The organism is Brevundimonas intermedia (assembly GCF_027922165.1).
Classification (GTDB): Bacteria; Pseudomonadota; Alphaproteobacteria; order Caulobacterales; family Caulobacteraceae; genus Brevundimonas; species Brevundimonas intermedia.
In genome coordinates, this window is record NZ_BSFD01000002.1 from 858557 (window position 1) to 871735 (window position 13179).

General features: G+C 68.9%; 13 protein-coding genes. 10 read left to right on the forward strand and 3 right to left on the reverse strand.

The window, feature by feature from the left end; genetic code table 11:
- Positions 1–2: 2 nt before the first annotated feature.
- The 3 genes from PKE72_RS06710 to PKE72_RS06720 all read right to left on the reverse strand — a co-directional run bounded on the left by PKE72_RS06710 (position 3) and on the right by PKE72_RS06720 (position 3835).
- Complete coding sequence (locus PKE72_RS06710) at positions 3–941, reverse strand: alpha-E domain-containing protein (RefSeq protein ID WP_271164594.1); 939 nt, start codon at positions 939–941, stop codon at positions 3–5.
- Positions 941–2362 carry a circularly permuted type 2 ATP-grasp protein gene (locus PKE72_RS06715; protein WP_271164595.1) on the reverse strand — a complete coding sequence of 474 codons (1422 nt, stop codon included), beginning with the start codon at positions 2360–2362 and terminating at the stop codon, positions 941–943. Before PKE72_RS06715 ends, PKE72_RS06710 begins: the two co-directional genes overlap by 1 nt.
- 267 nt (positions 2363–2629) lie before the next feature.
- A complete protein-coding gene (locus PKE72_RS06720; protein WP_271164596.1) occupies positions 2630–3835 on the reverse strand; it encodes an NAD(P)/FAD-dependent oxidoreductase in 1206 nt (401 codons plus the stop codon).
- 205 nt (positions 3836–4040) lie between these two features.
- On the opposite strand from PKE72_RS06720, the gene PKE72_RS06725 reads away from it, so the two are divergent.
- The 10 genes from PKE72_RS06725 (at position 4041) to pgl (ending at position 13179) form a co-directional block, all read left to right on the forward strand.
- Positions 4041–4331 carry a YerC/YecD family TrpR-related protein gene (locus PKE72_RS06725; protein ID WP_271164597.1) on the forward strand — a complete coding sequence of 97 codons (291 nt, stop codon included), beginning with the start codon at positions 4041–4043 and terminating at the stop codon, positions 4329–4331.
- 10 nt (positions 4332–4341) lie between these two features.
- Entirely contained in the window at positions 4342–5223 is an 882-nt protein-coding gene (gene hisG / locus PKE72_RS06730) for an ATP phosphoribosyltransferase (protein ID WP_271164598.1), read from the forward strand.
- Entirely contained in the window at positions 5223–6530 is a 1308-nt protein-coding gene (gene hisD / locus PKE72_RS06735; RefSeq protein ID WP_271164599.1) for a histidinol dehydrogenase, read from the forward strand. Before hisG ends, hisD begins: the two co-directional genes overlap by 1 nt.
- Positions 6527–7951 (forward strand): imidazoleglycerol-phosphate dehydratase HisB, encoded by a 1425-nt coding sequence (gene hisB / locus PKE72_RS06740; protein ID WP_271164600.1) that lies wholly within the window; start codon positions 6527–6529, stop codon positions 7949–7951. The genes hisD and hisB overlap by 4 nt, the downstream gene beginning before the upstream one ends.
- A complete protein-coding gene (gene hisH / locus PKE72_RS06745) occupies positions 7948–8550 on the forward strand; it encodes an imidazole glycerol phosphate synthase subunit HisH (RefSeq protein WP_271164601.1) in 603 nt (200 codons plus the stop codon). Before hisB ends, hisH begins: the two co-directional genes overlap by 4 nt.
- Positions 8551–8695: 145 nt before the next feature.
- Positions 8696–9433: a 1-(5-phosphoribosyl)-5-[(5-phosphoribosylamino)methylideneamino]imidazole-4-carboxamide isomerase gene (gene hisA, locus PKE72_RS06750; RefSeq protein ID WP_271164602.1), complete on the forward strand. Its 738-nt coding sequence runs from the start codon at positions 8696–8698 to the stop codon at positions 9431–9433.
- On the forward strand, positions 9430–10197 hold the full coding sequence (hisF, locus tag PKE72_RS06755; protein WP_271164603.1) for an imidazole glycerol phosphate synthase subunit HisF: 768 nt from the start codon (positions 9430–9432) through the stop codon (positions 10195–10197). Before hisA ends, hisF begins: the two co-directional genes overlap by 4 nt.
- A gap of 143 nt (positions 10198–10340) precedes the next feature.
- Positions 10341–10970, forward strand: a complete 630-nt coding sequence (gene hisIE, locus PKE72_RS06760; protein WP_271164604.1) for a bifunctional phosphoribosyl-AMP cyclohydrolase/phosphoribosyl-ATP diphosphatase HisIE — start codon at positions 10341–10343, stop codon at positions 10968–10970.
- A 42-nt stretch (positions 10971–11012) separates the two neighbouring features.
- Entirely contained in the window at positions 11013–12470 is a 1458-nt protein-coding gene (zwf, locus tag PKE72_RS06765; protein WP_271164605.1) for a glucose-6-phosphate dehydrogenase, read from the forward strand.
- Complete coding sequence (gene pgl / locus PKE72_RS06770) at positions 12463–13179, forward strand: 6-phosphogluconolactonase (RefSeq protein WP_271164606.1); 717 nt, start codon at positions 12463–12465, stop codon at positions 13177–13179. The genes zwf and pgl overlap by 8 nt, the downstream gene beginning before the upstream one ends.

The following is a 13179-nucleotide window of genomic DNA, read 5'->3' on the forward strand; positions in this document are numbered from 1 at the left end:
GGTCAGACCAGATACTGTTCGTGGACGGCGGCGGCCAGGGCGTTGTTCTCGTTCAGGAAGCCCTGGATGTATTCGTGTAGGCCGGACTGGAAGATGTCCTCGATCCGGGCCTCGTTGAACTGGGTCAGACGGCTGGAGGCCAGCCTCTGCGCCGGGCCGCGCCGGCCGTAGTCCGTCGCCAGCCGCTCCAGATAGCTGACGATCATGCCCTGGCACGACGCCAGCGACCGCGGCATCTGCCGGTTCAGCACCAGCAGGTCCGCCACCAGCCAGGGCCGCACGCTCTCCCGGTAAACCCAGCGATAGGCGGTCAGGGCCGAGACCTCGCGCAACAGGGTGGTCCACTGGAAATAGTCCAGCTGTCCCCCCACCCGTTCGCCGGGCGGCAGCAGCAGGTGGTATTTCACGTCCAGCAGGCGGGCGGTGTTGTCGGCCCGCTCGATCGCCATGCCCAGCCGCAGGAACCAGTAGGCGTCATTGCGCAACATGGTCCGCGACGAGGCCCCCTCCACCGCCAGCGACGTCGACTTCACGAAGTCGAGGAAGTTGGTGAAATCATCCCGCTTGGTCGGCTCGCCCAGCTCGTTCAGCCCGTTCCAGGCGCCGTTGATCGCCTCCCACAGCTCAATGGTCAGGGCGGTCCGCACCGAGCGGGCATTGGTCCGCGCCCGGGTGATACAGGCCTTGATCGAGGTCGTATTGTCCGCCCCGAAGGCCAGATATTCACGGACGGACTTCTCCGACACCGTCCGGCCGGTCGCATCGAACGCCGACTTCACGCCTGACGAAGCGATGGCGCCGGCCCAGGCCGTAACGGTGGCCTGATCCTTGGCCGGCAGGGCCGCCAGGCGGATCGCCGCCTCCAGAATGCGCGCGAGAAAATCCGCCCGCTCCATATAGCGGCCGGTCCAGTACAGACTGTCTGCGGTGCGAGAAAGCATCAGTTGTCCAGCACCCAGGTGTCCTTGGTTCCGCCGCCCTGGCTGGAGTTGACCACCAGCGACCCCTCCTTCAGCGCCACCCGCGTCAGTCCGCCGGGCGCGACCCGCACCCCCGCCGGACTGGACAGGACGAACGGCCGCAGATCGACGTGCCGCGGCGACAAGTCGCCTCCATTCAGGGTCGGCGCCGTCGACAGGCTCAGCGTCGGCTGGGCGATGAAATCGTCGGGGTCGGCGATCAACTTGGCCCGGAACGCCTCGATCTCGGCCTTGGTCGAGGTCGGCCCCACCAGCATGCCGTAACCGCCCGATCCGCCGACCTCCTTGACCACCAGCTCATCGAGTTTGCCCAGCACCTCCTTCAGCGCGTCCGGCTCGCGGCAGCGCCAGGTCGGCACATTCTTCAGGATGGCGTCCTCGCCGGTGAAGAAGCGGATGATCTCGGGCATATAGGTATAGACGGCCTTGTCGTCGGCCACCCCCGTCCCCACCGCATTGGCCAGGGTCACGCGCCCGGCGAAATAGGCCGACATCAGCCCCGGAACCCCCACCGCCGAGTTCGGCATGAAGGTCAGGGGGTCGATGAAGTCGTCGTCGATGCGGCGATAGATGACGTCGACCCGCTTGGGCCCCTCGGTCGTGCGCATATAGACGGTGTCGTCATTGACGAAGAGATCCCCGCCCTCGACCAGCTCGACCCCCAGCTTGTCGGCCAGGAAACTGTGCTCGTAATAGGCCGAGTTGAACGGCCCCGGCGTCAGCACAACGATGGTCGGATCCTCGCCCGCCCCCGACGGCGCCGAGGCCTGCAAGGACCGCAACAGCATGTCGGTATAAATCTCGACCGGCCGCACCGCATGTTCGGCGAACAGGTCGGGGAACAGCCGCATCATCATCTCGCGGTTCTCCAGCATATAGGAGACCCCGGACGGCGTGCGGACGTTGTCCTCCAGCACATAGAAGCCGTCCTCGCCCGTGCGGACCAGATCGACCCCGGCGATATGGCACCAGACGTCGCCCGGCGGCCGGCGGCCCTGCATCTCGGGCCGATAGTGCGGATTGGTCAGGATCAGGTCGGCGGGCACGATCCCGGCGCGGATACAGTCCTGCGGCCCATAGATGTCCTTCAGGAAGGCGTTGATGGCGGTGACCCGCTGCTTCAGCCCCTTCTCCAGCCCGCCCCATTCATCGGCGCCGATGATGCGCGGCACGACGTCGAACGGGATCAGCCGCTCGTTAGACTCCTCGTCGCCATAGACGGCGAAGGTCACGCCCATACGGCGGAAGAACAACTCCGCCTGACGCGAGCGCGCCTGCAGCAGATCCGGCGGGGCGTTTTCCAGCCAGGCCGCCAGGGTCTTGTAGCTGTCGCGGATCGTCCCCGATCCGCCGCCGTTCATTTCGTCGAAAGCTCTCGTCATTCGCCCCCGCCGCGTTGAGTTCGCAGCTTGATCGATCCCCAACGAAAAGCGCAACAGTTTTGTTGCACTGCGGCGACGACGAAGCGGCGGGGCGCCTCTCCCTTCCCCTGCGGGGGAGGGGGGCTGAGCCGAAGGCGAAGCCGGGTGGGGGCGGCAGGGCGACACGGGACATATCTCGCGAGGCAGAACCCGTGCGACCCTGCCGGGCCGCCCCACCCGGTCCCTACGCGACCGCCCTCCCCCGCAGGGGGAGGGAGAAGGCCTGCGTCACACCCCCACCGCCTTCATCGAAACCGAGACGTCCGCCAGCTTCGCCACATCCACCGGCGTCCCCCTCCCGATCAGCTGTTTGCCCGCCATGAATTCCGGCGGCGCATTGACCGCCTCGACGCAGACCACTCGGTCGCCGCTCAGGTGAAACACCGCAAATCCTCCCGCCGTCGGATCGCCCCGCACCACCTGACGGTCCGCATCGAACGGCAGGCCCGCGATCTGAAGCTTGAAGTCATATTGATCGGACCAGAACCACGGCACCTCGGCCGCCGGGCCCGGTCGTCCGACGATGGCCGCCGCCGCCTGCTTCGCCTGTTCCAAAGCATTGGGCACGCTCTCCAGCCGGCGCGAGACGCCGCCGTGCACGGGGATCGGCCGGCGCGTCATGTCCCCGACGGCGAAGACGGCCGGGTCGCTGGTCCGCGCCTGCTCGTCCACCACCACCCCGTCGTCGCAGCGCAGGCCCGCCGACCCCGCCAGGCTGTCGCACGCCAGGGCCCCGACCCCGACCAGAACCGCATCCGCCCGCACCACCGATCCGTCCGCCAGGGTCACGCCGTCATGGGCCACGGCGACCACCTCGGCCCCGGTCAGGATCTCGACCCCATGCGCCCGATGCTGGGCGGTGAAGAAGGCCGACAGGGTCTCGGACGCCACCCGCGCCAGCACGCGCGGCGCGCGCTCGATCACCACCGCCTCGGCGCCCAGAGCCCGGGCCGAGGCCGCCGCCTCCAGCCCGACATAGCCGCCGCCGACCACCGCCAGCCGCTTGCCCGGCCCCAGCACGGCCTTCAGCCGTTCCGCGTCCTTCAGCGTCCGCAGTTCCAGCAGGTCGGGATGATCCCCGCCCGGAACCGGCAGTTTGCGCGCCGTCGATCCCGTCGCCAGCACCAGGACGTCATAGGCCTCTGACGTCCCGTCATGGAAGGCGACCGTCTTCGCCTCCGGGTCCACCGACACGGCGACCGTCGACGGCCGAAACTCGATCCCCTGTTCCTCATAGAAGCTCAGGGGCCGCAGCATCAGCCCCTCCAGATTCGCCTCGCCCTTCAGCCAAGCCTTGGACAGGGGCGGCCGCTGATACGGCGGCGCATCCTCCTCTCCGACCAGCATGATCGGCCCCTCATGGCCGTACTGCCGCAGAAACGCCGCGACGGAGCCGCCGGCATGTCCGGCGCCGATGATCAGGATCTTGGTCATGACGACGCAGATAATGCGCGCCGCACGTCCTGTCTCCTCCCCGTCGCGAAGCGATGGGGAGGTGGCGCGGCGCCTGCGCCATGACGGAGGGGTTCTTCACCGCATCACCGGCGCCCGTGGGACTTCAAGAGCCCCCTCCCCGCTTCGCAAGGAGGAGACGAACAAACCCTTGACCGTTCCACTGTTACAGCATAGTGGAACGCGCATGACGACCCCGCCCGCCCGCGACGCCCTCTATGACGCCCTGCTGTCGATGCAGACGCGCGCCGAGATCGACGCCTTCCTGGCCGATCTCTGCACCCCGGCGGAACTGCGCGCCTTCGCCGAGCGCTGGCAGGTGGCGCGCCTGCTCGACGCCGGCGACAAGTCCTATCGCGAGATTGCGGCCGAGGCCCACGCCAGCCCCACCACCGTCGTCCGCGTCGCCCGTTATCTCAAAGACATGCCGCACCAGGGCTACCGCATCGCCCTGGACCGCCTGAAGAACACGAACTGAGTATCCGAACATGAGCACCGTCCAAGGCCGGCTTCGCATCGCCGTCCAGAAATCCGGCCGTCTGGCCGACCGCAGTCTCGACCTGATCCGCGACGCGGGTCTGAAATGGGTCAAGGGCCACAACGACCTGCTGTACCGGGTCGAGAACTATCCGATCGACCTGCTGCGCGTCCGCGACGACGACATCCCCACCTTCGTGGCCGACGGCGTCTGCGACCTGGGGATCGTCGGCGAGAACGTGTTGGAGGAGGGCCGCAACGGCGGCGCCAACGCCTCCGTGGTCATGCCCCTGGGCTTTGGCCGCTGCACCCTGAAGATCGCCACCCCCCCGACCCTGGCCTATGACAGCCCGGCCTCGCTGGACGGGCTACGCATCGCCACCTCCTATCCCAAGATCCTGCGCCGCTTCCTGGACGAGCGCGGGGTCAAGGCCGACATCGTCGTCATGCGCGGCGCCGTCGAGGTCGCGCCCCGGCTGAAGCTGGCCGCCGCCATCTGCGACCTGGTCTCGACCGGCGCGACGCTGGAGGCCAACGGCCTGGGCGCCAAGGACACGGTGCTGGAAAGCCAGGCCGTCCTGATCCAGTCCCCCGTCGCCCCCGAGCCCGCCCTGCAACATCTGCTGGACAGTATCATCGAGCGGATGTCGGGCGTCGTGTCCTCGCAAGGCGCTAAATACGTCATGCTGAACGCCCCGCGTTCGGCGCTGGATCAGATCACCGCCATCCTGCCCGGCGCCGGCTCGCCCACCGTCATGCCCTTGATGGGCCGCGACGACGCGGTCGCCGTCCACGCCGTCTGCCAGGAGGCCGTCTTCTGGGAGACGCTGGAGAAGCTGAAGGCCGCCGGCGCCTCGGCCATCCTGGTCCTGCCCATTGAGAAGATGATGTGATGAAACTCATCGACTGGTCCTCCCTCGACGCCGCCGGGAAAAAATCGGCCCTCGCCCGCCCGGCCCAGCGCACCGCCGGCGACGTGACCGAGGTGGTCCGCACCATCCTGGACGACGTGCGCCAACGCGGCGGCGCGGCGGTCACCGACTGGTGCCTGAAGCTGGACAAGGCCCCGCCCCGCCGCATCGCCATCACGCCCGAGGCCGTGGCCGAGGCCCGCAACGCCCTGCCCCCCGGCGACGTGCGCGCCCTACGCATGGCGGCCGAGAATGTGCGGGTCTTCCACCAGGCGACCAAGCCGGAGGACACCCCCTTCATCGAGACCACCCCCGGCGTGCGTTCAAAACTGGCCTGGCGTCCCATCGCCTCGGCCGGGCTCTACATCCCCGGCGGCACCGCCCCCCTGTTCTCGTCCCTGCTGATGCTGGCCATACCGGCCGGCGTCGCGGGCGTGGGCCAGCGCGTCGCCGTCACCCCGCCTTCAAAAGACGGCGGCGTCCACCCCGCCATGATCCTGGCCGCCGCTGAGGCGGAGCTGGACGCCCTCTGGCTGATGGGCGGCGCCCAGGCCATCGCCGCCCTGACCTTCGGCGTCGAACTGGAGGACGGAATCATCCCCGCCTGCGACAAGCTGTTCGGCCCCGGCAACGCCTATGTCGCCGAAGCCAAGAAGCAGGCGAGCGCTCTGCCAGGCGGCCCCGCCGTCGACATGCCCGCCGGTCCGTCCGAACTGATGGTCATCGTCGACCGCGACGCCGCGCCCGAGATCGCCGCCGCCGACCTGCTCAGCCAGGCCGAGCACGACGCCGACGCCCAGGTCATCCTGGTCTCCACAAGCCGCGCAACCGTCGACTACATCCTGTCGGAGGTTGAGACCCAGGTCGCGACCCTGCCGCGCGAAGCCATCGCCCGCGCCTCGCTGACCGAAGCCCGCGCCATCCTGGTCCGCGATCTCGACGCCGCCGCAGAGGTCGCCAACCTGTATGGCCCCGAACACCTGGCGATCCAGGTGGACGATCCCGAGCCCCTGGTGGATTCGATCAAGGCCGCCGGCGCCGTCTTCGTCGGCCGGTTCGCAGCCGAGACCCTGGGCGACTACGCCGCCGGCCCCAGCCACGTCCTGCCGACCGACGGCGGCGCCCGCACCCTGGGCGGCGTCACCACCGCCAGCTTCATGACCACCATGTCGGTCCAGCTGGTCACCGAGGCCGGCGCCCGCGCGCTTGCGCCCATCGCCGCCCGCCTGGCCCGGATGGAAGGCCTGGAAGCCCACGCCCGCGCCGCCGACCTGAGGGCCGAAGGATGACCCTGCCCGCCCCCTATCCCCCGCTCGTCTCCGGCGGCGACGGCCTGGACCGCTATCCCGGCGAGCCTGCCGCCCTCGCCGCCCGCATGGCCGCCATCTACGCCGTGCCCGCCGACCAGGTCCTGCCGGTCCGCGGCCTGACCCACGGGCTGGAACTGGCCTATCGCCTCGCCGCCCGCGACGGCGGTTCGGTCGAGGCGCCCAAGGCCGAGCCCTATGACAGTCTCGCCGCCATCTATCCGGCCAAGGGCGAACCGGCAGTGGTGGTCATCCGCGCCCTCGGCTCGCCAGAGGCCGTCGCCGAAATGGCCGCCCGTGTCGCCCCCGCCCTGCTGGTGGTGGACGAAGGCCTGATCGAGTTCTCCGACAGCGTCTCCGCCGCCACCGTCGTCGCCGACCAGCCGAACCTGGTCGTGCTGCGCAGCCTGTCCCTGGCCTATGGTTTAGCCGGCGCCCGCGTCGGCGCCGCCATCGCCCAAGCCCCGACCCTGGCCCGCCTCGCCTCGGTGCTCGAGCCCTACGCCCTGCCCGAACCCCTGGTGCGGCTGGCGCAACAGGCGCTGGACCCGTCGCGGATGATCGAGACTGCCGAGCGGATCGCCTCGGTCCGGCGCGAGCGCGAGCGGATCGCCCGCGAACTGGGCCGCCAGATGCCGGTCGAGCCCGGCGTCGGCCCCATCGTCATGGCTCGACCGGAAAACCCCGCCGCCGCCCTGGCTGCGTTGGCCACCTATGGCGTCGCGGCCGACCTGTCCGGCGAGCGCCTGCGCCTGCCCGTCTCGATCAAGCCCGAGGTCAACGACCGGCTGCTGGCCGCCTTCGGCCTGACGCCCGCCAAGCGCCGCCCGGCCCGCGTCGGCCAGGCCGTGCGCGATACGAAGGAGACCCGTATCGTCTGCGCCGTCGACCTGGACGCCCCCGGCCCCATCAAGATCGAGACCGGCGTCGGCTTCTTCGACCATATGCTGGAGCAGATCGCGGCTCACGGCGGCTTCTCCCTGCGGCTCCAATGCGAGGGCGACCTGCACACCGACCCGCACCACACCATCGAGGACAGCGCCATCGCCCTGGGCCAGGCGCTGAAACAGGCGCTGGGCGAGCGAAAGGGCATCGCCCGCTACGGCTTCGTCCTGCCGATGGACGAGGCCAACGCCACCGTCTCCATCGACCTGTCCGGTCGTCCCTATCCGCTGTTCGAAGGCACGTTCGACACCCCCTTCATCGGCGACTACCGCACCGACCTGACGGCCCACGTCTTCCGCTCCCTGGCCGAGGCCATGGGCGCCGCCGTCCACATCTCGGTCACAGGCCAGGACGACCACCACAAGACCGAAGCCGTCTACAAGGCCTTCGGCCGCGCCCTACGCCAGGCCATCCGGGTCGAGGGCGACGCGGTGCCGTCCACCAAGGGGGTGCTGTGACCGAGGTCGCCGTCATCGCCTATGGCGCCGGCAACGTCGCCTCGGTCCAGTTCGCGCTCGAGCGTCTGGGCGCCACCGTCCGCCTGACCGACGATCCCGCCGTGATCGCCGAGGCCGAACGGGTCATCCTGCCCGGCGTCGGCGCGGCCGGCTACGCCATGAGCCGCCTGTCGGAACTGGGCCTGGTCGAACCGATCCGCGCCTTCCCCCGCCCCCTGCTGGGCGTCTGCCTGGGCCAGCAACTGCTGTTCGAAACCAGCCAGGAGGGCGAGGGCGTCGATCTGCTGGGCTTCATCCCCGGCGCCGTCTCCCGGCTGGAGCCGGCGGGCGCCCTGCCCGTGCCGCATATGGGCTGGAGCCGGCTGACGCGCGACCGCGACGACCCGCTGCTGGAGGGCGTCGCCGACGGCGCCTACGCCTATTTCGTCCACGGCTATGTCTGTCCCGACGGCCCCGCCACCCTGGCCCGCTCCGACTATGGCGGCCCGGTCCCCGCCATGGTCCGATCCGCCAACCGCTGGGGCTGCCAGTTCCACCCCGAACGCTCGGCCGAGGCCGGGGCCATGATTTTGCGGAACTTCCTGCAGGTCGCCGCTTGACCGGCGCCGCCTCCCCCTCTCCGTCATCCTCGGGCTTGACCCGAGGACCGGACCATCCGCCGCTCGTGCGAACGAGGCCCCGCACGAACCGATCCACGCCCGATCCTCGGGTCAAGCCCGAGGATGACGAACGGAAGCCGACCCCATGCTGATCTACCCCGCCATCGACCTGAAGGACGGCGTCTGCGTGCGCCTGATGCACGGCAAGTTCGACCAGGTGACGCAATACGACGAGCAGCCCGCCGTCCGCCTCAGCGCCTTCGCGGCCGAGGGCGCCGAGTGGATTCACATCGTCGATCTGGACGGCGCCGAGGCCGGCCAGGCCATGCAGCACGCCCTGATCGGCGACCTGACCCGCGCCATCCAGGTCAAGATCCAGTCCGGTGGCGGCGTCCGCGGCGCCAATGACGTGGCCAAGCTGCTGGACGCCGGCGTGTCGCGCGTCGTCGTCGGCTCGCTGGCGGTGACCCAACCCAACGACGTCGCCGCCTGGCTCAAGGGCTTCGGCGTCGAGCAGATCACCCTGGCCCTGGACGTCAAGATCGAGGACGGCATGCCCGTTCCCGCCCTGAAGGGCTGGACCCAGTCGTCGGGCGTCACCCTGTGGGAGGCGCTGGATCGGTATCCCAAGGGGACGGCCAAACACCTGCTGGTCACCGATGTCGGCCGCGACGGCGCAATGACCGGCCCCAATCTGGAGCTGCTGGCCGAAATCCGCCGCCGTCGCCCGGATCTGGTGCTGCAGGCCTCGGGCGGGGTCTCGTCGCTGGAGGATCTCGCGGCGGTGAAGGCCCTGGGCTGCAACGGCGCCATCGTCGGCCGCGCCCTGTACGAGAACCGCTTCACCCTGCCCGAAGCCATCGCGACGGCTAAACGGTCGTGACCGCCCGGCGCATCATCCCCTGCCTGGACGTCAAGGACGGCCGGGTGGTCAAGGGCGTCAAGTTCGTCGGCCACACCGACATGGGCGACGCCGCGGAGCTGGCCGCTCGATACCGCGACGCGGGCGCCGACGAACTGGTCTTCTACGACATCACCGCCAGTCCCGAAGGCCGGACCCTGGACTATGGCTGGATCAAGGATATCGCCCGGCTGCTGGACATCCCCTTCTGCGTCGCCGGCGGCATCCGCAGCGTCGATCAGGCCGCCCGCTGCCTGGACCACGGGGCCGACAAGGTGTCGATCAACTCCCCCGCCCTGGAACGCCCGGAACTGATCGCCGAAATGGCCGCGCGGCTGGGCAGCCAGTGCGTCGTCGTCGGCGTCGACAGTCGTCTGGAAGACGGCGAATGGGTGGTCCACAAATACACCGGCGATCCCGACGCGCGCCGCCGCGCCGGCAAGCGCACACTCGACTGGCTCGATGAGGCGCAGGGCCTGGGCGCCGGCGAGATCGTGCTGAACTGCATCGACCAGGACGGGGTCCGCAAAGGCTATGACATCGAACAACTGTCCGCCGCCCGCGCACGCCTGACCATCCCCCTGATCGCCTCGGGCGGCGCCGGCGCGCCCGAACATTTCAAGGCCGTGTTCGAACAATCGGACGTCTCCGGCGCCCTCGCCGCCAGCGTCTTCCACACGGGCGCGATAGCCATCCCCGACTTGAAGGCCTATCTGGCGGGCGAAGGGCTGGAGATGAGATTGTGATTTTATATCTCCGCTCATCCCCGCGAAAGCGGGGACCCAGTGCTTTGGGCGATCATCCTCGCGCCTCTGGCACAGAGCCCTATCCAAGACCCGTCAGACAACAGAACTGGTCCCCGCTTTCGCGGGGATGAGCGGTGAATAAAATGATCGACCCCAACACCATCGATTTCGAAAAAGGCGCCGGCCTGGTCCCCGTCGTGGTGCAGGACGCCGCCACGCTCCAGGTCCTGACCCTGGCCTATATGGACCGCGCCGCCCTGGACGAGACCCTCCAGTCCGGCGAGGCCACCTTCTTCTCACGCTCGCGCGGCGGACGCTGGCGCAAGGGCGAGACCTCGGGCGACCGGCTGCACGTCGTCGGCATCACGGCCGACTGCGACAGCGACGCCCTCGTCCTGGCGGTCAATCCGGTGGGCGACGCCTGCCACCTGCACCGCACCAGCTGCTTCGGCGAGGCCGACGCGCCGGGTCTCGGCCGCATCGCCCGGCTGGAACAGACCATCGCCGAACGCGCCGCCGCCGATCCGTCCGAAAGCTGGACGGCCAAACTGATCGGCAAGGGCGTCAAACGCATCGCCCAGAAGGTCGGCGAAGAAGGCGTAGAGACCGCGCTGGCGGGCGTCGCGGGTCCGGATGAGGAACTCGCCAGCGAGGCTGCGGATTTGATCTATCACCTCTTGGTGCTTCTCCACGCCCGTAACATGGTGTTTCAGGACGTGCTGGACGTGTTGGCCTCCAGAGCGGAAGCGGGCAAAGCGACGCCCAGACCTTAAAGGCGACTGATCCCGGATAATGGGATCGAGCAGGGGACAAGTATGGCGGCTCTCATTCTGTTCGGCGGCGGCGGCGATCTGGCGATGCGCATGCTGTTGCCGTCGCTCTATTTCCTCGAGCACGACGGGCTCTTGCCGGACGATCTCAAGATCATCGGCGCCGCCCGTTCCGAGGAAACCGCCGAAGAATATGTGGCCAAGGTCCACGACGCCGTGAAGGCCAAGGCCGAGACGGACAAGGCCTGGGACGATCACTCCTGGGCCAAGATGAAGGCGCGCCTCGACTATCTGGCCGTGGACGCCACCTCCGCCGACAGCCTGAAGCCGCTGAAGGACAAGGTCGGCGACGGCGAGGTCACCTCCTTCCTGGCCGTCTCGCCGTCGCTTTACGGCCGTATCGTCACGGCGATGAAGACGGCCGGCCTGGCCGAGCGCAACTGCCGCATCGTGTTGGAAAAGCCGGTCGGCCGTGACCTCAAGTCCTTCCTAGAGATCGACGACGCCGTGGCCCACGCCTTCCGCGAGGACCAGGTGTTCCGCATCGACCATTATCTGGGCAAGGAGACGGTCCAGAACCTGACGGCGCTGCGCTTCGGCAACACCATCTTCGAGCCGCTGTGGAACAATCTGACGATCGACCACGTCCAGATCACCATTGGTGAAACGGTCGGCGTCGGCGACCGCTGGCCCTATTATGACGAATACGGAGCATTGCGTGACATGCTCCAGAACCACATGCTCCAGCTGCTGTGCCTGGTGGCCATGGAGCCGCCGTCGGACCTGGACCCCGAGTCCCTGCGCAACGAGAAGGTCAAGGTGCTGCGGTCCCTGCGCCCCATCACTCACGAAGAGGCGGAACGCGTCACCGTGCGCGGCCAGTATGTGGCGGGCGTGTCCGAGGGCAAGCCGGCCAAGGGCTATGACGAGGAGCGCGGCGCGGATTCCGACACCGAGACCTTCGTCGCCATCCGCGCCGACATCGACAACTGGCGCTGGGCCGGCGTGCCCTTCTTCATGCGGACCGGCAAGCGGCTGCCGGAGAAGCGCACCGAGATCGTCATCCAGTTCAAGCCCGTCCCCCACTCCATCTTCGACAACGAAGAGGGCGAGGCGCCGGCCAACCGCATGATCATCGAGCTTCAGCCCGAGGAAGACATCTCCCTGACGGTGATGAACAAGCGCCCCGGCCTGGACAAGCGGATGCAGCTCCAGCCCATCACCATGAGCCTGTCGTGGGGGGTGGACGGCAAGTCGGCCGCCCCGCCGCGCCGCCGCATCGCCTATGAACGTCTGCTGCTGGACGCCATGCACGGCGACTCGACCCTGTTCGTCCGTCGCGACGAGGCCGAACAGGCCTGGAAATGGGTGGACGAGGTCGCCGAGGCCTGGGCCGAGTCCGGCCAGAAGCCCGACGAATATGTCGCCGGCACCTGGGGCCCCGACAGCGCCGACATGCTGATGATGCGCACCGGCCGCGACTGGAACACCACCGATGTCTGAGACGCCCGTGATCGAAACCTTCCCCACCGTCGACGCCTGGGCCGAGGCCATCGCCGCCCGCCTGTCCGAGACCCTGGGCGCCGCCGTCCGTGACAACGGCCGGGCCGTCTTCGCCGGTCCCGGCGGCACCACCCCCGCCCCCGTCTATCGCCGCCTCGCCGCGACCGACCTGGACTGGGCGAAGATCGCCGTCACCCTGGTGGACGAACGCTACGTCCCCGAGACCTCGCCTGAGTCCAACGCCCGGCTGATCCGCGACGTCCTGTTGCAGGACAAGGCCGCCGCCGGCCGGTTCATCCCCCTCTATACGCCCGAAGTCACGGTGGACCGCGCCGCCATCGTCGCCGCTCATGCTCTGGCGGCTGAAGGCGGTCGTTTCGACGCGGTCCTTCTCGGCATGGGTGAGGATGGCCATATCTGCTCCATGTTCCCCGACAGCCCCACCCTGAAGACCCTGCTGACCCCGACGCTGAAGCCGACCGTCCTGGGCGTGCCCCACGGCCGCGACGGCGCGGCGCCGACCCTCGAGCGCCTGTCGATCAACCTGGCCTATCTGATGTCCGCCGGCCGGGTGATCCTGGGCCTTAAGGGCGCAGCCAAACGCCGCGTGTTCGAGGAACAGGCTAAGGGCGACCCCAAGATCCAGCCCATCGCCGCCCTGATCGCCGCCGGCGTCCCGCTTGAAGTTCTGTACACGGAAGCCAGCTGA

Bases quoted from the DNA above. Each gene is read 5' to 3' on its own strand.
- hisIE (WP_271164604.1), top strand. From the start codon at position 10,341: ATGATCGACCCCAACACCATCGATTTCGAAAAAGGCGCCGGCCTGGTC.
- pgl (WP_271164606.1), top strand. From the start codon at position 12,463: ATGTCTGAGACGCCCGTGATCGAAACCTTCCCCACCGTCGACGCCTGG.
- PKE72_RS06710 (WP_271164594.1), bottom strand. From the start codon at position 941: ATGCTTTCTCGCACCGCAGACAGTCTGTACTGGACCGGCCGCTATATG.
- hisD (WP_271164599.1), top strand. From the start codon at position 5,223: ATGAAACTCATCGACTGGTCCTCCCTCGACGCCGCCGGGAAAAAATCG.
- hisG (WP_271164598.1), top strand. From the start codon at position 4,342: ATGAGCACCGTCCAAGGCCGGCTTCGCATCGCCGTCCAGAAATCCGGC.
- PKE72_RS06725 (WP_271164597.1), top strand. From the start codon at position 4,041: ATGACGACCCCGCCCGCCCGCGACGCCCTCTATGACGCCCTGCTGTCG.
- PKE72_RS06720 (WP_271164596.1), bottom strand. From the start codon at position 3,835: ATGACCAAGATCCTGATCATCGGCGCCGGACATGCCGGCGGCTCCGTC.
- hisB (WP_271164600.1), top strand. From the start codon at position 6,527: ATGACCCTGCCCGCCCCCTATCCCCCGCTCGTCTCCGGCGGCGACGGC.
- zwf (WP_271164605.1), top strand. From the start codon at position 11,013: ATGGCGGCTCTCATTCTGTTCGGCGGCGGCGGCGATCTGGCGATGCGC.
- PKE72_RS06715 (WP_271164595.1), bottom strand. From the start codon at position 2,362: ATGACGAGAGCTTTCGACGAAATGAACGGCGGCGGATCGGGGACGATC.
- hisA (WP_271164602.1), top strand. From the start codon at position 8,696: ATGCTGATCTACCCCGCCATCGACCTGAAGGACGGCGTCTGCGTGCGC.